This is a genomic window from Candidatus Binatia bacterium, from assembly GCA_036563615.1.
Classification (GTDB): Bacteria; Desulfobacterota; Binatia; order UBA12015; family UBA12015; genus DATCMB01.
On sequence record DATCMB010000021.1, the window covers coordinates 217,803 to 237,871 of the forward strand.

Below are 20,069 nucleotides of genomic sequence, written 5' to 3' on the forward strand. Positions count from 1 at the left end.
GGGGGAGCGCCCCGGCTTTTCTCGTTTCTGGCGCCCGATGCGCCCGCGTTGCAGCCCCGGCGTGTCCCGCCCGGCGACGCAAAATTATGTCACGCGTGACATAGCCGCCGGGTGCGAAGCCGGGTTAAGACGACCGGCACCGGCGCTGCCGGCGAGCAGCGCGAGGAGGTGCCGATGCCGAGCCGAGCGCGACGATCCCGAGGCACGCGCGCCGCGTGCGCGCTGCTCGTCTCCCTCGTGCTGACCGCGACCTGGTCGTGCGGCGGCGGAGACGGCAATGGCGACGACGGCGGCCCGGTCGCCGGCGAGCTGCTGTTCGACGGCAGCGCCGGCGAGCTCGTGCCGCACGACACCGGCCGCAGCGCCGTCTACCGCGTCTCCGCGACCTTCGAGGGCGAGACCCAGGTCTCGAGCTTCACCTCGACGATCACCGAGAACGGCGACGACGGCAGCTTCCAGACCCGCTTCGAGTCCGCGACCGGCGCGCTCGCGCGCAGCGTGTCGCGCGACACCGGAGACGAGGTTCGCGTCGAGCGCTTCGTCAACGACCCCGGCGGACCGGACGAGCGCGACGCCGTGCTCGAGCCGCCGGTCGTCGTCGTGCGCACGCCGGTGATCGCGGGCGACGCGATCGAGACCTCGTTCGCGCGCCCGCTCGACCTGACGATCACGGTCGACGGCGTGGCGGAGCGCCGCCAGGTGCTGTTCGTCGGCAGCGCGCGCCGCGTCCCCGAAGCGAACGACACGGTCACGGTGCCGGCGGGGACGTTCGCCGCCGTGCGCTACACGGTGTCCGCGCACGGCGAGGCGACGATCCCGATCCTCGGCCAGGGGCTGCGCTTCACGGCCGACGTCGCGGGGCACGAGTGGTTCGCCCCGGGAGCGGGCGGCGTGAAGGAGGATCTCGAGGTGACGCTGCGCGCCGCCGATGCGCGGACGTCGGTGCGCTTCGTCACCGAGCGCGTGGCGCCCGAGGTGACGCCGTGAGCGACGCGGGTTGCGTCGAGCAGCTCGACGGGCATGCCCTCCGTCCGCAGCGAGGGCCTCCGCCGCTCGCCGCTAGCGCGTCGCCGTCGTGCTCGCGACGAGCCGGTCGCGGATCTCGCGCCGCTTGATCTTGCCCGCGCTCGTCTTGGGCAGCGCGTCGACCACCACCAGCTCGCGGGGCAGCTTGAAGCCGGCGAGGTGCGGGCGCGCGAACTCACGCAGATCCTCGCAGGTGACGGGCGCGCGCGCGACCACCGCGGCCGTGACCTGCTCGCCCCAGCGCTCGTGCGGCATGCCGAACACCGCGACCTCGGCGACCGCCGGATGGCGTCCGAGCACGGCCTCGATCTCCTCCGGGCTCACGTTCTCGCCGCCGGTGATGATGATCTCCTTGAGGCGCCCGGTGATGAACACGTGGCCGTCCTCGTCCATGCGGCCGAGGTCGCCGGTGTGCAGCCAGCCGTCGCGCAGCGCGGCGGCGGTCGCCTCGGGGTCGTCGAGGTAGCCACGCATGACGACCGGCCCGCGCGCGACGATCTCGCCGGTCTCCCCGGGTGCTGCGAGCCCGCCGGAGCGCGACTCGATCGCGACCGCGAGCAGCGCGTGCGCGCGTCCCACCGTGCCGGGACGCTCGAGCGCCTCGCGGCCGACCGCCATCGTGAGCCCGTCGGTGCTCTCCGTCTGGCCGTAGGCCTCGATGATCTCCGCGTTCGCGAAGCGCTCGGCGAGCTGGTGCTTGACGTCCATCGGCGTCAGCGCGCTGCCGACCGAGACCTTCTCGACCCGGCTCGTGTCGCCGAGCTCGCGCGACTCGAGCAGCGGCCCGATCATCGCGGGCACGAGCGGCAGGTCGGTGACGCCGTGCTCGCGGATCAGCCGCACGACGCGCTCGGGCGCGAAGCCGCCCAGCACGACGGTGCCGCCGCTCAAGAGCCGCGCGAGGTAGTGCGAGACGAAGATCGGGTTGTGGCAGAGCGGGCTCACCACCGCGGCGACCGAGCGCTCGTGGTCGCGCCGCGTCTTCATCACCGCGGCCGCGGCCCACAACATGTTGGCGTGCGTGAGAACGACGCCCTTCGGACGCCCCGTGGTGCCCGAGGTGTAGGCGATCACCGCGACGTCGTCGTCCATCGCGTCGCTCGCGCGCGTGGCGGCGTGCGGCAGCGGCTCGATCCGGCGCGCGCCGTCGCGCGCGTCGACCACGAGCCGCACCGTCGCGCCGGCGTGGGCGAGCAGCGCGTCCGCCTCACCGGGCGTCAAGCGCGGATTCAGCGGCACCAGCACCGCGCCCGCGCGCCAGACGCCGAACACCGCGGCGATGTGCGGCGCCGCGTTCTCGACCGCGAGGCCGACGCGCTCGCCGCGCGTCACGCCCTTCGCGACGAGCTCGGCCGCGACCTCGCTCGCGACGGAGTCGAGCGTGACGACGTCGGTGCGACGCTCGTCCTCGACGATCGGCGCCCAGCTGCGGCCGCGCAGCCGCGCGACGGCGAGCGCCTCGTCGAGGCGGTAGCCCCGACGGTCGCCCGCGTCGCTCACGCGCGTTCCTGCGAGCCGGGCGCCGGGCCGGTCAGCACCTCGAGCTTGCCCTCGGCGAAGCGGCTACGCAGCACCTTCTTGTCGAACTTGCCGACGCTCGTCTTCGGCACCTCGTCGATGAAGGACCAGCGCTCGGGGATCCACCAGCGCGCGACGCGGGTCGACAGCGCTTCCGCGAGCTTCTCGGGCGAGCGCTGCGCGCCCTCGCGCAGCACGACGCAGGCGAGCGGACGCTCCTGCCAGCGGTCGTCGGGCACGCCGATCACGGCGGCCTCGATCACGTCGGGGTGCGCCATGATCGCGTTCTCGAGCTCGACCGAGGAGATCCACTCGCCGCCCGACTTGATGACGTCCTTCGCGCGGTCGGTGATCTGGATGAAGCCCTTCTCGTCGACCGTGCCGACGTCGCCCGTGCGCAGCCAGCCGTCGTGGAACTTCTCCGGCGCGGGGTCGCGGTAGTAGCTGCCGGTGATCCACGGTCCGCGCACCTCGATCTCGCCGACCGCCTGGCCGTCCCACGGCAGGACGTTGCCGTCGCCGTCGACGATGCGCAGCTCGACGCCGGCGACGACGCGGCCCGTCTTCGCGCGCCAGTCCATCTCGTCGGCGATGTCGCAGCCGCGCGGCGGCAGCGCGATCGCGGCGAGCGGGCTCGTCTCGGTCATGCCCCAGGCCTGGATCATGCGCAGACCGTGGCGCTCCTCGAAGCGCTCCATGAGGATGCGCGGCACCGCCGAGCCGCCGCACACCACCATGCGCAGCGACGACAGATCGACGCGCGTCGTCTCCGCGTAGCGCAGGATGTCGCTCCAGATCGTCGGCACGGCGCCGGACAGCGTCGGGCGCGCGAGCTTGATCAGACGACAGAGCCCCTCCGCCTGCAGGAAGCGTCCCGGCATGACGAGGCTCGCGCCGACCAGCCACGCCGCGTACGGCAGGCCCCACGCGTTGGCGTGGAACATCGGCACGATCAGCAGCACCGAGTCGTTCTGGTTCAGCGCGAAGACCGCGCCCGAGGTCGCGGCGAGCGAATGGAGGTACGTCGAGCGATGGCTATAGACGACGCCTTTCGGATCGCCGGTGGTGCCGCTCGTGTAGCACATCGCGGCAGCGCTACTCTCGTCGATCTCCGGCCACGCGAAGCCCGTCGACTCGGCGGCGAGCAGCTCCTCGTAGCGCAGCGTCTTGCCGAGCGCCGACGCATCGCCATTGCCAACGACGATGATGTGCTCGACGCTCTTGAGCTTGTCCGCGACGCGCGCGAGCAGCGGCACGAGCGAGTCGTCGACCAGGATCACCTTGTCCTCGGCGTGGTTGATGACGTAGGCGAGCTGCTCCGGGAACAGGCGGATGTTGAGCGTGTGCAGCACCGCGCCCATGCTCGGCACGGCGAGATAGGCCTCGAGGTGCTGCTGCTCGTTCCAGCAGAACGTGCCGACGCGGTCGCCGGGTCGGACGCCGAGGCGATCCAGCGCCGCGGCCAGGCGCTCGACGCGCTCACCGATCTGGCCGAACGTCGCGCGCTGCACGCCCTCGCCGTCGAAGGTGAGCGCCTCGCTGTCCGAGTAGACCCGCCGCCCGTGCTCGAAGAGGTCGCGGATGGTCAGCGGGTGATCCTGCATCGTGCTCAGCATGGAACGAATCCTCCCAGAAAATCCCAAGCCGTTCTCCTAGCGTCCGGCCCACGGCGCGGACAACCGTTCGCCACGCGGGGCAGAAAGCGTCGAGTGGGGCAGAAAGCCCTTGCAACGGGGAGGGCACTTGTGCGAGTGTCGGCCCCCTCGACGTGCGAGGGTCTCACCACCCACCCGCAGCATGCGCGTCAGGAAAGAAATTCCCGAGCCGACCTCGTTCAGACCTCAGATCACCTGACCCTGCAGACCTCGGGCGCATTTCGACGAATCGGAAGTCCCTTTCTTCCCTTCGCTTCTCGTGAGGGCGGCCGATGAGCGATTTGGCGGCACAACCACTCACCCTTGCGGAGCGCGTGCGGGCGCGCGGACGGCTCGTGCGGGCACGACGCAACACGCTCGCGGCGAGCGGTCGGATCGCGCTTCTCCTCGCTGCCACGGCTGGCGCCACGTCGCTGCTCGCAGGCAGCGAGCACGGTCCGTCGACGAGCTTCGTCATACAATGCTTCGCGCTCGGCGGCGTCGCGCTCGCAGCGCTGCACGTACGGCAGCTGCGGCACGCGATTCCCGGGCTGTCGCTCGGCGTCGCGGCGCTGCTCACGGTGATGATCGCGTTCGAGATGCTGCGCAGCGGTTCGGCTGCAATACCGCTGCTCGCGGCCGGCGCGACGGTCGTGGTCACGCTGCTCGCGACGCAGCTCGCCAGCGCACGCTCGCGCGTCACCGTGGTCAGCGTCGCGCTGGTGACGCTGCTCGTCGCGGCTTCGTTCTCCGACGTGCACGGCGCGGAGCTCGTTCAGCTCGGCGGCGCGCTCGTCTTCGCGGCCGGCATCGCATTCGCGGTCGCGACGGGGATCGACGCGGGCCGCGCGCGGCGCGAGCGCAGAGAGGTTGCGCACCGCCGCGCGGCCGCTCGCGAGCGGCGCGCGATGGCGGCGCGCGAGGACATGGTCGCGAATTTGAGCCACGACGTGCGCAATCCGCTCGCGATCGCCATCGGCTTTGCCGAGATGGCTGCGGACGCGGATCTGCCGGCGGACGAGCGCGCCCAGGCGCTGGCCGGCGTGCGCCGCTCGCTGTGGGAGATCTCGCAGCTCGTCGAGAACGTGCTCGACGGCTCGGCCGACCGCGCGGGCGCGCTCGAGCCGCTGCGCGAGGTCGTGCCGCTCGACGGGCTGTGCCGCGACGTGCTGGCGTCGACGCAGGTGCTGCTACGCGGGCGTCCGATCGCGCTCGTCGGCGCGGTGGAGCCGGGCCTGACGGTGATCGCCGATCGCCACCGGCTGTCGCGCGTGCTCGGCAACCTGCTCGGGAACGCGTGCAAGTACACCGAGCACGGCGAGATCCGGCTCGAGGCGCACCGGCGCGGGGACTTCGCGGTGCTGCGCGTGAGCGACACCGGCCCGGGCATCCCGCCCGCCGACCTGCCGCACATCTTCGACCGCTTCCGGCGCGCGCACGAGTGCACGCGCGGCGGCGTCGGGCTGGGCCTCGCGATCGCGTACCGCCTCGCCGAGCGCATGGGCGGCGCGCTCGAGGTCGAGAGCACGGTCGGCGTCGGAACGACGTTCTCGCTCGTGTTGCCGCTCGCGGCGTCGGCGGAGCGGACCCCGGCGGCGGCCTGAGACGCTCCTGCCCGCGGCAATGCCGCGGGCGTCGTGATCGACGCGCGTCCGCCGCGCGTCAGTCGACGCGCAGCAGGACCTTCCCGAAGTGCTCGCTCGCCGCGACCACGCGGTGCGCCTCCGGCGCCTGCGCGAGCGGCAGGATGCGATCGACGACCACCTTCAGCCGTCCCGCGGCGATCGCCTCGCCGAAGCGCTCGCGGAAGCCGGCGACGATCTGCGCCTTCTCCTCGTTCGAGCGCGTGCGCAGCGTCGAGCCGATGATGTGCAGACGTCGCGTCAGGAGCGGCGCCAGATTGACGTTCGCGCTCGCGCCGCCGGTGAGCCCGATCAACACGAGGCGTCCGCCGACGCAGAGGCTCGCGAGGTTCTTCTCGAGGTACGAGCCGCCGATCGGATCGAGGATCACGTCGACGCCCTTGCCGCCGGTCAGCTCCTTGATGCGCGCGGCGAAGTCCTCGCGCTTGTAGTCGATCGCGGCGGTCGCGCCGAGATCCACGCAGCGCTGGCACTTCTCGGGGCTGCCCGCGGTCACGTAGCAGCGCGCGCCCATCTCGCGCGCGAGCTGGATCGCCGCCGTGCCGACGCCGCTGCCACCGCCGTGCACGAGCGCGCTCTTCCCTTCCGCGAGCCCGCCCAGGACGACGAGGTTCAGGTACGCGGTCAGGTAGACCTCGGGGAAGCCGCCCGCGTGGATCAGGTCGAGGGCGCCCTCGACCGGCATCACCGAGCCGTGGTGCACGACCGCCTGCTGCGCGTAGCCGCCGCCGGCGAGCAGCGCCATCACGCGATCGCCCTCGCGGAAGCGTCCGGGCGGGACGTCGCGACCGATCTCCAGCACCTCGCCCGCGCACTCGAGGCCGAGGATCTGCGACGCGCCGGGCGGCGGCGGATAGAGGCCGCGGCGCTGCAGCAGGTCGGCGCGGTTGACCGCGGTCGCGCGCACGCGGATGCGGATCTCCTCCGCTCCGAGCGTCGGCTCGGGCACCTCGCCCAGCTGCATCACGCTTTCGTCGCCCGGCTCACGAATCACGATTGCTTGCATCGTCGCTCCTCGGTTATGCCGAAGGGTCTTCGATCGCGGCGGGCGACAACGCAAGCCCGGCTGCACGAACCTGGCGGATGGATCCTTGGAGGGACGCGTGACCACTCTCGGCAACGTCAAGGAAGGCACCCGGCGGCTTCTCGCCCTCGCGCTCTGCGCGGCGTTCGTCGCGGGCTGCTCGGATTCGAGCGACGGCGACGCGGGCTTCGCCGCGCGCGCAGCGGCCGAGCTCACGGCGAGCGGCTTCGGCGACTATCTCGACGTGCAGCAGCCGAGCCGCAGTCGGCAGAACGGCGAGTGGACCGAGTACTTCTTCGATCCCGCGCAGGAGCAGGCCGTCTGCCTCATGGGCGACGAGTTCCAGGTCAACGTCCGGCACGGCGCGTCGGACAACGTGCTCCTCTACCTGCAGGGCGGCGGCGCGTGCTGGGACTACGTCACCTGCTACGTCCTCGGCACCGCGTCGACGCGCGCGAACTCGGCGATCGAGGCCGGCTCGCTCGACCTCGACGACCCGCGGAGCCCGTTCCGCGACTGGGACATCGTCTACGTGCCCTACTGCGACGGCTCGGTGTTCACCGGCGACAAGATCGTCGACTACCAGGGCAACCGCACGTTCCACCACGGCCTGTGGAACCTGTCGGTCGCGGTCGACGCGCTGAAGCGCGAGTTCCCCAATCCGTCGCGCATCCTCGTCGCGGGCAGCAGCGCCGGCGGCTACGGCACCTTCGCCGGCTACGCGACGACACGCGTCGCCTTCCCCGAGACCGAGATCATCGTGTTCAACGACTCGGGTCCCGGCGTGCAGAACCCCGACGCGAGCCAGGACGTCCGCGACCGCGTCGCGAACTGGGACTTCACGCGCCGCATCCCGGCGAGCTGCACCGAGTGCGACCCGCAGTACACCTATCTCCTCGACTGGGCGTTCCAGCGCGATTCCAAGCTGCGCGCGTCGCTGTACTCGTACCTGCAGGACAGCGTGATCTCGTTCTTCATCGACCTCGACGGTCCGGCCTACGAGAGCCTGCTGCGCTCGGTGACGAACGATATCCACGCGCGCAACCCCGAGCGCTTCCAGCGCTACTTCAAGACCGGTAGCGCGCACACCGTGCTGCTGTCGCCCGAGTTCTACACGCAGACGATCGACGGCGTGACGGTGCGCGACTGGACGCAGGCGTTCCTCGACGGCGGCGACGCCTGGCGCGACCTGGTCGAGTAGCGCGCGGCGGGAAACGGCCGGCGCCCGTCGGACGACGAACGGCGCCGGCTAGCGCCCGCGCGCGCGGCGCAGCGACACGCCCGCCTCGCGCAGGGCGATTGCGGCGGCGTCCTCCGGCGTCGCCGCCGTGCCGAGGCCCTGCAGCGTCGGCTCGCTCTTCTCCTCGGCGCGCGCGAAGTAGCGCTCGTCGTCGTCCGCCGCGCGCAGGTCCTCGAACACGGTGACGCGGAACCAGCCGCGCGCGTCGGGGGTGAACTCGAGCACCACCTCGGCCTCGGAGACGACCGACGCTGCCTCGACCACGTGCTCGCCGAGCGGGACGCGACGCCAATCCATGCCGCGCCCGAGCGTGGCACCGCCGACTTTGCGATGCAAAGCCGGCAACGGCGGCTGGCATCCGGGGGCGAAAAACGCGACCATTCGCCGATGCCCGAAAGTCCAGCCACCCCGATCCCGACCACCGCAGGCGAGCTGCTCGCGCCCAGCGAGGAGCATCGCATGCTCCGCGAGCTCGTCGCGGGCTTCGTCCGGGACCAGGTCGAGCCGCAGGCGGCGGCGCACGACCGCTCCGGCACGCTCAACGTCGATCTTCTGCGCAAGGCGGGCGAGCTCGGGCTTCTCGGCTTGACGGTGCCGCAGAGCCACGGCGGCGCGGGCCTCGACGCCACCGCGGCGGTGATCGCGCACCACGAGCTCGCGAAGTCCGATCCTGGCTTCACGCTCGCCTACCTCGCGCACGCGATCCTGTTCGTGAACAACTTCTTCCACGCGTCGAACGACGAGCAGCGCGAGCGCTGGCTCGCGAAGACGCTCACCGGCGAGTGGGTCGGCGCGATGGGCATGACCGAGCCGGGCGCGGGCACCGACGTGCTCGGCATGCAGACCACGGCGACCCGCGAGGGCGACCACTACGTGCTGCGCGGCCGCAAGACGTTCATCACCAACGGCCCGGACGCGTACTGCTGCCTGGTCTACGCGAAGGTCGACGGCCGCATCACCGCGTTCGTCGTCGATCGCACCTGCGCCGGCTTCTCGACCGGTCCGCACATCGAGAAGATGGGCATGCGCGCCGCACCCATGTGCGAGCTGATCTTCGACGACTGCATCGTGCCGGTCGAGAACCGTCTCGGGCCCGAGGGCGGCGGCTTGACGCACATGATGCGCAACCTCGAGATCGAGCGCCTCTGCCTCGCCGCGATGAGCCTCGGCATCGCCGACCGCTGCTTCGACATCATGCTGCGCTACAGCGTCGAGCGGTACGCCTTCGGCAAGCCGATCGCGGAGTTCGGGCAAATCCAGCGCTACGTCGCCGAGTCGTACGCCAAGACCGAGGCCGCGCGCTGCCTGATCTACCAGGTCGCGCGCAACACCGGTCCCGGGCAGCGCAACCGCATCGGCACCGACGCCGCGAAGCTGTTCGCGGCGCCGGTCGGCAAGGAGGTCGCCGACAACGCCATGCAGGTGCTCGGCGGCTGGGGCTACTGCAGCGAGTTCACCGTCGAGCGTCTGCTGCGCGACGCGAAGCTGCTCGAGATCGGCGGCGGCACGCTCGAATCCCACCAGAAGAACTTGACGCGCGACCTGACGCGCTCGCTCGGCGGCTGAGACGACGCTCGGATGAACGATGCCGGCCTGCTGGTGCGAGCAACGCTCGCCCTCTACCGCGACGCCGTACGGGACGCGACGCGCGCGCTCGCGCGCAACTTCTGGATCGTCGTCCTGCTGCCGCTCTACTCGCTGGTGCTGTCGTTCACGCAGGTGCTCGCAGCCCCGCTCGGATTCGCCGGCGGCTTCGTCGTCTTCCTGGCGATGGCCGCGTGCCTGAGCTCGTTTCTGAGCTTGCTCGGCGAGGCGGTCGCGCACGAGCGCATCCGCTTCAACGAGCTCGGTCCGACGTTCTCGCGCTACCTGTGGAGCGTCACCGGTGTCCTGTTCCTGTTCTGGATCATCGAGCTGCTGCTCGCGCTGATCACCGAGCAGAACCCCGCGCTCGGCTGGCTCCCGCTCGCGGTCAACCTCGGGCTCTTCATCTTCTGCAACCCGCTGCCCGAGCTGGTCTACCAGGGCACGCGCGACGGCTTCGGGCTGGTCGACGAGGCGGTCGGCTTCATGCGCCAGAACGCCGTCGAGTGGCTGGTGCCGGTGGCGATCGTGTTCGCGCCGCTGTTCGCGCTCGGCCTGCGCGAGGGTCTGTTCGCGATGGCGGCGGTCGGCGCGACCAACGCGCTCGGCATCGTCGATCTCACGCTGCGCGCCTGGCTGCCGCCGATGGGCGAGGCGGGACGCGTCGCGACGCTGATCGCGGCGAGCGTGCTGCTCACCTGGGTGATGCTCTTCCGCGGCTTCCTGTTCCGCTCGCTGTCGCGCTCGGGACGCCGCCAGCGGATCTTCGAGGCGCGCATGCGCCTCGACTGAGGCGCCGTGTTCGCCGCCCTTCGCTCGCGCAACTACGCGCTGCTCTGGTTCGGGTCGTTCGTCTCGAACGTCGGCGTGTGGATGCAGAGCGTCGCGATGGGCTGGCTGATCTACGAGCTCACGAGCTCGGCGTCGTGGCTCGGACGCGTCGGCTTCGCGCAGAGCGCGCCGACGCTGGTGCTCGGCCTCCTCGGCGGCGCGATCATCGAGCACGCCGACCGCAAGCGGATCCTGTGCGGCACGTCGATCGTGTTCGCGGTCTGCGCGTTCGCGCTCGCGCTGCTCACGCTCACGGGGATCGTCGAGATCTGGATGATCATCGCGATCTCGCTGGTGTCGGGGATGGGCACGGCGTTCTTCATGCCGGTCTTCCAGGCCCTGATCCCGTCGGTCGTGCCGCCCGAGCACCTGATGAACGCAATCTCGATGAACTCGATCTCGTTCAACGTCGCGCGCATCGTCGGCCCGCTGATCGGCGGCGCGGTGATGGCCTACGCGGGCGTCGGCTGGTGCTTCGCGCTCAATGGCGCGGGCTTCCTCGTCATGCTCGGCGCGGCGCTCGCGCTCGACGTCCCGCAGCGCAAGATGGTCGCGCCGGCGCGCATCGGCAGCGCGCTGCGCGCCGGGCTCGACTACGCGCGTCGCCATCCCGTGATCCGCGCGCTGCTCGTGCTCTGCGTGACGCTCAGCCTGTTCGGCTTCCCGTACATCGTGCTCATGCCGGCGCTCGCGCGCGACGTGCTGCACCTCGACGCCGAAGGCTTCACGCTGCTGTTCTCCGCCGTCGGCGCGGGCGCGGTGGCGGGCGGGCTGTCGCTCGCCTGGGCCGGCGACGTGCGACACAAGGGTCTGCTCGTCGTCGGCTGCGCGTTCGTCTTCGGGCTGCTGCTCGTGCTGCTCGCGAGCGTGCGCAGCTTCGTGCCGTCGCTGTTCGTCCTCGCCGCCGCGGGCTACGCGATGATCGTCTGCATCGCGTCGCTCAACACGCTGATCCAGATCACGGTCGCCGACGACATGCGCGCTCGCGTGATGAGCATGATGACGGTATCGCTGTTCGGGCTGCCGACGCTCGGCGCGTGGATGCTGGGCGCGATCGGCGATCGCATCGGCATCACGCGCGCGCTGTCGATCGGCGGCTGCGTGGTCGCGCTCATGGCGATCGCGGTCGCGCTGATCGCACCCGAGATGACGCGCCGGCAGACCTGCTGAACGCGTTCGACAAAGAGGCTCGATGATGCTCGCCACCCCGCTCGACGACGTCCGCGTGCTCGACCTGGGCCAGGTCTACAACGGTCCGTACTGCGGCCTGCTGCTCGCCGCGCAGGGCGCCGAGGTGATCAAGATCGAGCCGCCGGGCGGCGAGATCGTGCGCCGTGCGGCGATCTCGCCGGGCGGCGCGAGCTACTCGTTCTTGATGCTCAACGCGGGCAAGAAGGGCATGACGCTCGACCTCAAGCAGCCGCGCGGCCGCGAGATCTTTCTCAAGCTCGTCGAGCGCGCCGACGTCGTGCTCGAGAACTTCCGCGACGACAGCGTGCTGGAAGGCCTCGGCCTCGGCTGGGACGTGCTCTCGCGCGTCAATCCTAGAATCGTGCTCGCGTCGGGCCGCGGCTACCGCAACGGCAGCGTCTACGAGCGCTTCGGCGCGATGGACTTCACCGTACAGGCGATCTCGGGCCACATGGCGATCACCGGCTTTCCCGAGCAGCCGCCGGTGAAGGCGGGCGCGACCCTGTGCGACATGCTCGGCTCGGCGCACCTCTTCGCCGCGGTGCTGCTCGCGCTGCGCGAGCGCGAGCGCAGCGGACGCGGCCGCCGCGTCGAGGTGCCGATGCTCGACGCGACCTTCCCGTCGCTGATGGCGTACAGCTCGCCGTACCTCGAGAAGGGCGTCGATCCCGGACGCACCGGCAACCGACACTCGGTGCCGGGCTCGAGCCCGTACGGGATCTATCCGACGACCGACGGCTGGGCCGCGATCATGTGCGTCACCGACGCGCACTGGCGCGAGTTCTGCAAGGCGATCGCCGACGACGAGCTCGCGAACGACGCGACGCTCGCGACCGGTCGCGAGCGCGCCGCGCGCCGCGACGAGATCGACGCGCGCGTGTCTGCGTGGACGCGCACGCGCTCGCGCGACGAGGTGATCGGCCTGCTGTCCGCGGCCGGCATCCCGTGCGCGCCGGTGCGCACGCTCGGCGAGGCGGTCGACGATCCGTACAACGAGCAGCAGGGGCTGCTGCGTCGCGTGAGCTACGAGGGCTGGGGCGAGGTGCGCGTGCTCGGCAGCCCGATCCAGCTGCGCGACGAGGGCTTCACGCCCGGCGATCTGCCGCCGCTCGCGCCGCCGCCGCGCCTCGGCGAGCACAACCGCGAGATCCTCTCGGGGCTGCTCGGGCTCGGCGCGCAGGAGATCGACGAGCTCGAGCGCGCGGGCGTGCTCGGGTGATCTCACGAGGGTCGCGTCGCTGAGCTGCACGTTGCTTCGCTGACGCGACGTCGTGCGCGCTGCGCGAAACGCAGCGCGGCTCCGGCGCGCGAGCGCGCGACGCAACGCCGATCACGCGAGCCGTCAGCGCAACCTCTGTCGCTCCGATCTGTTCCTTCCCCGCGGGAGGACACGACGGATGCTGAAGAAGCTCGCGCTCGGCGCAACGCTCGCCGTCGCTCTGTTGCTCGCGCCGCGGATCGCGTCCGCGGGCGTCGACGTCTCGATCGGGATCGGCCTACCGTTCCCCGGCGTGATCGTCGCGCCGCCGCCACCGGTGGTGGTCAGGCCGCCCGTGGTCGTGGCGCCGCCGCCGGTGGTCGTCGGACCGGCCTACTACGGCCCGTCCTACGTCCGCGTGTACCCGCCGGGGAAGCGGCACGGCTGGCACAAGCACGGGCACAAGCACAAGCACCATCATCACCACCATCACTGAGCCGAGCGGCGTGGCCGTTCCGGCGCGGCGCCGCCGCCGAGGGACGGCCACACGAGCGAGCCCCGGGCGCCCCGGCCCGGCTCCGCGGTCCGCGCAGACGCGTACCGCCGCCACCCGGGCGTCCGGGGCTCGCGCTTTTCCGGCCGGTCGCGCCCGGTCGATCCCGCCCACGGCCGCTCGGCCGAAACGGACTGCGCGGCGGCCGTCCGGAGTGTTAAGGGATGGGGGTGGCCGTCTCGCAACGCTCTGCCGACCTGTTTCCCGAGGTCCCCGGCCACCGCACGGTCGCCATCCTGACCTCGGTCCTGGGTCACGCGCTGCTGCTGATCGGGCTCATCGTCCTCGGCAGCTACGCGGCGCGCGAGATCGAGCCCGAGCCGATCCGGCTCGTGTTCTTCGAGCCCGCGCCGCCGCCCAAGCTCGGCACGCCCGACGGCGGGGGCGCGCCGCCCGCGGTCCAGGCCGCGCCGGAGCCCGCTCCCGAGCCGCCGGCGCCGGCGCCCGAGCCGGTCGTCGAGAAACCGCCGCTCGAGCGCATCGTCGAGCAGCCGAAGCCCGTCGAGAAGCCCAAGGCCAAGCCGAAGCCCGAGCCGAAGCCGAAGCCCAAGGCGCAGGCGAAGCCCGCCCGCACCGAGCCCACCACGCCACCGCCCGCTGCGACGACCGAGACGACGGACGCCGCCGGCACCGGCACGGCCGGTCCGCGCGGCGTCGCCGAGGGGCACGCGGCCGGCGTCGAGGGCGGCCTCGTCGGCGGCCAGGTGGGCGGCCTCGGCAGCGACGTCACCCCGGTGCGCCAGGCGGCCGTCCCGCCCGTGGTCGTGCACCGTGTGATGCCGGTCTACCCCGAGTCGGCGCGGCTGCGCGGCATCGAGGGCCAGGTGATGATCGAGGCGATCATCTCGCGCGACGGCACCGTCGAGCCCGGGGTGAGGGTCGTGCAGTCGATCCCGGCGCTCGACGAGGCGGCGATCGAGGCCTTCAAGCGCTGGAAGTTCAAGCCCGCGCGCGACGCCCAGGGCAGACCGCTGCGCGTCATCCTGCAAGCGCCCGTGCGCTTCGTGCTACGCTGACCGAAGGAACGCTCAATGCAGTTTTCGCTTGTCGATCTCTGGATGTCCGCCGGGCTGATCGGGCGCGGCGTCGTGCTCGTGCTGCTCGGGATGTCGGTCGCGGCGCTCGCCATCGGCATCGAGCGTCTGCTCGCGGTGCGGCGCGCGGCGACGCTCTCGGCGTCGTTTCTCGGCGCGTGGCGCTCGGCGGAAGAGCGTCCTTGGGGCGGCGCGGTCGAGGTCGCTGCGGGACCGGCGGACGCGTCGCCCGCTGCGGTGCTGCTGCGCGGGCTCGGCGAGGTCCTCGACGAGGAGATGCCGCACGAGGTCGCGGAGCGCGCCTACGACCGCACGATGCGCCGCCTGCTGCTCGCCGCGAACGCGAGCCTGCGGCGCGGCCTCGGCTTCCTCGCGACCGTCGGCTCGACGGCGCCGTTCATCGGCCTCTTCGGCACCGTCATCGGCATCGTCAACGCCTTCGAGCAGATGGCGGCGAGCGGCCAGGGCGGGCTCGCGGTGGTCGCGGGCGGCATCGCGGAGGCGCTCATCACCACCGCGCTCGGCATCCTGACCGCGATCCCGGCGCTGTGGCTCTACAACACGATCACCGCGCGCATCACGGCGCTGATGACCGAGCTCGAGTGCGCGGGTGAGGAGCTCGCGGTCGTGGCGCTCGGCGCCGAGTTCGGCGCGCGGCGCGAGAAGTCGCACGCGACGCTCAGCCGCATCGGACGCCGTGCGACGGCGCAGGCGGCGGGCGGAGAGTCGCGATGACCGGACCGACGATCGACGACGGCGGCTTTCGCGCCGAGATCAACGTCACGCCGCTCGTCGACGTGGTGCTGGTCCTGCTCGTGATCTTCATGGTCGTGACGCCGCTCTTGAAGCAGGAAGCGCCGGTCGAGCTGCCGATCACGAAGAACAGCCAGCCGGCGTCCGAGGAGCGTCAGCTCACGCTCACCATCGCGGCCGACGGCTCGCTGTCGCTCGACGGCGAGACGCTGCCGCAGGACCGCCTCGGCGAGCGCCTCGAGAGCATCTTCCGCGAGCGCAGCGACCGCACGGTCTTCCTCTCCGCGGACCGCAGCCTGTCCTACGCGACCGTCGTCGAGGTCATCGACGCCTGCCGTGCTGCGGGCGTGACCGCGATCGGGCTCCTCACGCAGCCGGCGCAGCCCGCCACGTCCTGAGCTCGTGCGTGCCCGTGCGCTGCTCGTCGGTCTCGTACTCGCCTTCCTGGCGACGGCGCCGGAGGCGAGCATGATCACGGGCGCGCGCCGGAGCAGCGACGGGACGTTCCTCAACCCGGCGGGCGAGCTGCCGTTCGCGCCGGTCTCGGTCACCCTGCCCTTCTTCCTGCGTCGCGCGGCGACGACGTTCACCGGGCGCTCGGGCTGGCCCGAGGTCGTGCCGAACGACGGCGCGTTCCTGCGCTACAACGCGCGCCACAGCGTGCCGACCGTCACCTGGATCGGGCACGCGACGGTGCTCGTGCAGATGGACGGCGTGACCTTTCTCACCGATCCGATCTGGTCCGAGCGCGCGAGCCCGTTCGAGTTCGCGGGTCCGAAGCGCGCGCAGCCGCCCGGCGTCGCGCTCGCCGACCTGCCGCCGATCGACTTCGTCATCGTCTCGCACAACCACTACGACCACCTCGACGTCGCCACCCTGCGCGCGCTCGCCGAGCGCGACGCGGAGACGCGCTTCGTCGTGCCGCTCGCGAACGCCGACACGCTGCGCGAGGCCGGCATCACGAACCCGATCGAGCTCGACTGGGGCGCTTCGGTCGAGATCGACGGCGTGACCATCGTCTGCCTGCCGGCGCAGCACTGGAGCGGACGCGGCTTGACGGATCGCCTGCAGGCGCTGTGGGCGTCGTACGCCGTGCTGGGAGAAGAGCGCCGCTTCTACTTCGGCGGCGACACGGGCTACTTCGCGGGCTTCGCCGAGATCGGCGAACGCTACGGCCCGTTCGACATGGCCGCGCTGCCGATCGGCGCCTACGCGCCGCTCGAGATGATGCACTACTGGCACATGACGCCCGAAGAGGCGCTGCAGGCGAGCCGCGACCTGCGCGCGCGCCGCATGCTGCCGGTGCACTACGGGACGTTCGATCTCAGCGACGAGCCGCCCGACGAGCCGCCGCGGCGGCTGCGTCAGGCGGCGAGCGAGGCCGCGATGGACCCGCAGTCGCTCTACGTGCTGCGCGTCGGCGAGACGCGCGAGTTCTAGGTAGGCGCGGCGCGGCTCCGGAGCGCGCCGTCAGCCGGCCTGCTCCGTCGCGCGCGTCAGCACAGCGCGCCGCGCTTCCACGGCCCGGTGATCGCGAACGTGATCCCGGGCGTCTGCAGGTTCGCGAACAGCCAGCGCCCGTCCGGGCTGAAGGTCGCGCCCGCCCACTCGCGGTCCCGGAAGTCGCCGACGATGCCGTTGCGCTCGCCGTCGAGCACGACGTCGTTCCGTGCGAAGGGGAAGACCTCGCCGTCGTCCGTCAAGCCAAGAAGGCGCTGCCCGGTGAGGTCGCCGTCCTCGCACACCAGCACGCCGCCGTCGCGGCTCACGGTGACGTTGTCCGGGTTGTCGAGCACCGCCTCGTCGGACGACTCGTAGAGCAGCCGCAGACGCTCGCGGCGCGGCTCGTACTCCCAGATCTGCCCCTCGCCGATGGCGCCGCCGCTCGTCGAGACGAAGACCACGCGCTGCTTGCGCGCGTCGTACCAGGCGCCCTCGAGGCGCGAGAAGATCGCCCCGCCGCGCTCCGCGCCCTGCCCGAAGACGCCGCCGCCGTCGGTCGTGCCGGGCGCGTGCGCGCGCTCGGGATCCTCGATGTCGACCCAGGTCACGCGGAAGACCGAGCCCGGCGCCACCGCGCCGCGGAAGTCCGCATTGGGCTCGCCCCGCACGGCGAGCATCTGCAGCTTGCCGCCCTTCGCGAGCCGGTTCCGGTCGCGTGGCAAGAAGCGGTAGAAGCCGGCGCTGCCGCGGTCCTCCGTCAAGTAGACGATTCCGGTCTGGCGGTCGACGGCGACCGCCTCGTGCACGAAGCGTCCCATGGCGCGCAGCGGCTCGGGACGCGCTTTGCCGAGCGCCGGGACCTCGAACACCCAGCCGTGCGTGCGGTCGTGCTCGTCGAGCGTCTCCTCGCAGGTGAGCCAGCTTTCGTTCCAGGTCGGGCCGCCGGCGCAGTTCGTGCTCGTTCCCGAGATGCTCGCGTGCGCGCCGAGCCAGCGGCCGGCGCGCGGATCGAAGACCAGCGTCGTCGTGCCGCCCTGCGCGCGCGGATCGTAGGTGATCGCCGGATCGCCGAACGCGCGACCCTCGCCGCGCAGCTCGTGGTTGCGCACGAGCCAGAGCTTCGCGTGCGTCGCGCGCACGACCGCCATGCCGTCGTGGCCGCCGGGCGTGGGCGTGCCGTCCGCGAGCGGGTCGCCGGTCCAGCCGAACGAACGGTAGGTGAAGCCTTCCGGCAGCCGCAGCAGCGGCAGACCGGTGGTCTCGTCGAGCACGGGCGCGAGCGGGCCGTAGCCGACGCGCTTGCACGCGGCGCTCGCGAGGCGCGGCAAGAGGCCGCCCTTTGCGCCAGCGAGCGCGAGGCCGCCCGCGATCACGCCTGCGGTGCGGCCGAGGAAGGCGCGCCGCCCGAGCGCACCGCGCTGCGCGGCTTCGGATTCGCGCCCTGCTGCCGCGGTGTCGCGCTCGCCCTCCGCTGCGCCGCGCGCCGTCGTGGTCGCGCCGCGCCTCGTTGCCGTCGCGTCGTGCTCCGCCGTCGCTGCGATGTCCGCCACGTGGTTCTCTCGCATGTCGCTCCTCCTCTGGGCTGCGCCGTGCCGTGGGCTCCGGCGCAACGACCCATAGGCGAGCGAGGTGACGTGGCGATGAAGCGGCGGTGAAACCGCCGCGATCTCGTCGTGAAGAAAGCGCGGCCGAGCGCGCTGCTCAGCGCTCTGCGGCGAGGAGCGCGTCGAGGCGCAGCTCGAGGTACGCGACCGGCATCTTGACGCCCCAGCGCTCGAGCACCTCGGGGTGCAGCTCGCCGAGACGTCCGACGACGTGCCCGCCGACGATCACCTCGGCGGCGCGTCCCGGCAGGAACGTCCCGCTCTCGACCGGACGCAGCTCGGCGGGCGCATCGAGGTAGTAGCCGAGGTAGCTCAGCACCGAGTGCGCGTCCGAGAAGCTCGCCGTCGGGTGCGCGACGAGCGCGCCCAGCAGCGACGTCGTGCGGCTCAAGTGCGGATCGTCAGCGTCGGGCACGACCACCTCGCCGACCTCGAAGACGCGGTGCGGGTACGCCGTCTTGGCGCTGCGCTCCTCGACCGCGAGCAGCGAGGCGAGCAGCGTCGGACGCAGGGCGGCGTAGCTCTCGCTCATCGGGTTCTCGAGCCCGACGACCGGCGCGTCCTCGGCGTTGAGGCGCGTCGTCACGTCGGCGCGCGAGCACAGCACGTTGGCGATGATCTCCTCGAAGCCGAGGCCGATCATCAGCTCGCGCAACTTGTCCTCGTGCAGCGTCAAGCGCGCGAGGCGACCCGGCGTGAAGCGCTCGGGCCACACGGCCTCGAGGCGGTTCAAGCCGATCGCGATCGCCAGATCCTCGACCGCGTCGACCGGGTGCATGTAGTCTTGACGGTAGGGCGCGGTCGCGACCCGCGTGCGCTCCGCGCCGACCTCGACGTCGCAGCCGTACGACTCGAGCACGCGCGCGATCTCGCCCGGCTCCAGCGACGTGCCGAGGAGCCGCGCAAAGTCGCGCGTCGGCACCTCGAGCTCGTTGGTCAGCGGGTACGGCGCGCGCACCTCGCGACCGAACGGCGTGTCGAACGGGTACTCGACGACCACCGGCTCGATCGTCCAGCCGCGGTCGACGAGGTCGACGGCGAGGATGTTCTCGATCAGCAGCACCGCGCGCAGATCGGTGCCCGTCGCCTCGACGAAGAGCTCGGTGTCGCCCGGCACGACCTCGCCGATCGCGCGCGAGTTGATGATCGGCGGGAACGACAGGATGCCGCCAGCCTCGTCCTCGAGCAGCGGGTAGACCGGAGCGCCGGCGAGGATGTGCCCGTACTCGACGCCCTTCGGATGGCGCTCGAGGATCTGCTGCAGGTCGAGCTCGTCGTCCATGCCGAGCGGCACGAAGCGCGCGCCCCGCGGCTCGACCATGCGATAGCGCACCGGGAAGCGGATCTTCTCCGCGCGGTAGATGCCGACCGACACCGACTTGCGCCGCGCGCCGTAGCCCTCGCAGAGCTTCTCCTGCGACTGGATGAGCTCGGCGAGCGACTCGTCGGTGACCGCCGGACCGCGCGCGAGGAAGCCCGCGACGTAGGGACGCACCTCGGTCGCGCGCGCGTCGACCAGGATGCGCTTGTCGCCCGGCGCGGCGATGAAGCAGTCGTACGCGTCGCGGCGTCCGCGGCGGCGCGCGCGGATCTGGCGCGCGATGCCGGCCGCGCTCCAGAGGTCCGGACGGTTGGTGTCGTTGAGCTCGATCTTGGTGCGGCCGGTCGTCGGGTCGACGCCCTTGAGCTCGCCCTTCACGAGCTCGAGGTCGGCTTCGATCTGGTCCGCCGGGTAGTCGTCGCCGACGAGGCGAGCGAGGTCCGCGAGATCGACGAGGATGGTCGGCATCGCG

At 71.9% G+C, this 20,069-nt stretch carries 18 protein-coding genes; 12 read left to right on the top strand and 6 right to left on the bottom strand.

The features are described from left to right. Window positions 1–111: 111 nt before the first annotated feature. Window positions 112–987: a hypothetical protein gene (locus VIS07_17950; protein ID HEY8517398.1), complete on the top strand. Its 876-nt coding sequence runs from the start codon at window positions 112–114 to the stop codon at window positions 985–987. Window positions 988–1,059: 72 nt separating this feature from the next. Here the strand turns inward: VIS07_17950 and VIS07_17955 are convergent, their stop codons facing one another. Together VIS07_17955 and VIS07_17960 are read right to left on the bottom strand one after the other, a co-directional pair. Continuing rightward, window positions 1,060–2,526 carry an AMP-binding protein gene (locus VIS07_17955; protein HEY8517399.1) on the bottom strand — a complete coding sequence of 489 codons (1,467 nt, stop codon included), beginning with the start codon at window positions 2,524–2,526 and terminating at the stop codon, window positions 1,060–1,062. Further along, complete coding sequence (locus VIS07_17960; protein HEY8517400.1) at window positions 2,523–4,160, bottom strand: long-chain fatty acid--CoA ligase; 1,638 nt, start codon at window positions 4,158–4,160, stop codon at window positions 2,523–2,525. Before VIS07_17960 ends, VIS07_17955 begins: the two co-directional genes overlap by 4 nt. Before the next feature lie 374 nt (window positions 4,161–4,534). On the opposite strand from VIS07_17960, the gene VIS07_17965 reads away from it, so the two are divergent. Further along, a complete protein-coding gene (locus tag VIS07_17965; GenBank protein HEY8517401.1) occupies window positions 4,535–5,782 on the top strand; it encodes a HAMP domain-containing sensor histidine kinase in 1,248 nt (415 codons plus the stop codon). Between the two features lie 58 nt (window positions 5,783–5,840). Here the strand turns inward: VIS07_17965 and VIS07_17970 are convergent, their stop codons facing one another. Continuing rightward, window positions 5,841–6,827, bottom strand: coding sequence for an NAD(P)H-quinone oxidoreductase (locus VIS07_17970; protein ID HEY8517402.1), 987 nt, complete (start codon window positions 6,825–6,827; stop codon window positions 5,841–5,843). A 97-nt stretch (window positions 6,828–6,924) separates the two neighbouring features. On the opposite strand from VIS07_17970, the gene VIS07_17975 reads away from it, so the two are divergent. After that, window positions 6,925–8,046 carry a pectin acetylesterase-family hydrolase gene (locus VIS07_17975; protein ID HEY8517403.1) on the top strand — a complete coding sequence of 374 codons (1,122 nt, stop codon included), beginning with the start codon at window positions 6,925–6,927 and terminating at the stop codon, window positions 8,044–8,046. Between the two features lie 48 nt (window positions 8,047–8,094). On the opposite strand, the gene VIS07_17980 is transcribed toward VIS07_17975, so the two are convergent. Next, complete coding sequence (locus tag VIS07_17980) at window positions 8,095–8,382, bottom strand: hypothetical protein (GenBank protein HEY8517404.1); 288 nt, start codon at window positions 8,380–8,382, stop codon at window positions 8,095–8,097. Between the two features lie 90 nt (window positions 8,383–8,472). Here VIS07_17980 and VIS07_17985 point away from each other — a divergent pair, with 90 nt between their 5' ends. From VIS07_17985 to VIS07_18025, 9 genes are all read left to right on the top strand, one after another. Then, complete coding sequence (locus tag VIS07_17985) at window positions 8,473–9,651, top strand: acyl-CoA dehydrogenase family protein (protein ID HEY8517405.1); 1,179 nt, start codon at window positions 8,473–8,475, stop codon at window positions 9,649–9,651. 12 nt (window positions 9,652–9,663) lie between these two features. Continuing rightward, window positions 9,664–10,461: a hypothetical protein gene (locus VIS07_17990; protein HEY8517406.1), complete on the top strand. Its 798-nt coding sequence runs from the start codon at window positions 9,664–9,666 to the stop codon at window positions 10,459–10,461. A 6-nt stretch (window positions 10,462–10,467) separates the two neighbouring features. After that, a complete protein-coding gene (locus VIS07_17995; protein HEY8517407.1) occupies window positions 10,468–11,670 on the top strand; it encodes an MFS transporter in 1,203 nt (400 codons plus the stop codon). A 22-nt stretch (window positions 11,671–11,692) separates the two neighbouring features. Further along, window positions 11,693–12,910: a CoA transferase gene (locus VIS07_18000; protein ID HEY8517408.1), complete on the top strand. Its 1,218-nt coding sequence runs from the start codon at window positions 11,693–11,695 to the stop codon at window positions 12,908–12,910. A 178-nt stretch (window positions 12,911–13,088) separates the two neighbouring features. Continuing rightward, window positions 13,089–13,385, top strand: a complete 297-nt coding sequence (locus VIS07_18005) for a hypothetical protein (GenBank protein ID HEY8517409.1) — start codon at window positions 13,089–13,091, stop codon at window positions 13,383–13,385. Between the two features lie 227 nt (window positions 13,386–13,612). Beyond that, window positions 13,613–14,458 carry a TonB family protein gene (locus VIS07_18010; GenBank protein ID HEY8517410.1) on the top strand — a complete coding sequence of 282 codons (846 nt, stop codon included), beginning with the start codon at window positions 13,613–13,615 and terminating at the stop codon, window positions 14,456–14,458. Window positions 14,459–14,473: 15 nt separating this feature from the next. Beyond that, window positions 14,474–15,211, top strand: a complete 738-nt coding sequence (locus tag VIS07_18015) for a MotA/TolQ/ExbB proton channel family protein (GenBank protein HEY8517411.1) — start codon at window positions 14,474–14,476, stop codon at window positions 15,209–15,211. After that, the gene (locus VIS07_18020) at window positions 15,208–15,627 is read left to right on the top strand and encodes a biopolymer transporter ExbD (GenBank protein HEY8517412.1); all 420 of its coding nucleotides are present in this window, start codon (window positions 15,208–15,210) and stop codon (window positions 15,625–15,627) included. Before VIS07_18015 ends, VIS07_18020 begins: the two co-directional genes overlap by 4 nt. Before the next feature lie 4 nt (window positions 15,628–15,631). Next, on the top strand, window positions 15,632–16,669 hold the full coding sequence (locus tag VIS07_18025) for an MBL fold metallo-hydrolase (protein HEY8517413.1): 1,038 nt from the start codon (window positions 15,632–15,634) through the stop codon (window positions 16,667–16,669). 56 nt (window positions 16,670–16,725) lie between these two features. Here VIS07_18025 and VIS07_18030 read toward each other — a convergent pair whose 3' ends face one another. Both VIS07_18030 and pheT read right to left on the bottom strand, forming a co-directional pair. Continuing rightward, the gene (locus tag VIS07_18030) at window positions 16,726–18,237 is read right to left on the bottom strand and encodes an alkaline phosphatase PhoX (protein HEY8517414.1); all 1,512 of its coding nucleotides are present in this window, start codon (window positions 18,235–18,237) and stop codon (window positions 16,726–16,728) included. A gap of 136 nt (window positions 18,238–18,373) precedes the next feature. Further along, window positions 18,374–20,065, bottom strand: a complete 1,692-nt coding sequence (gene pheT / locus VIS07_18035; protein ID HEY8517415.1) for a phenylalanine--tRNA ligase subunit beta — start codon at window positions 20,063–20,065, stop codon at window positions 18,374–18,376. Window positions 20,066–20,069: the final 4 nt, after the last annotated feature.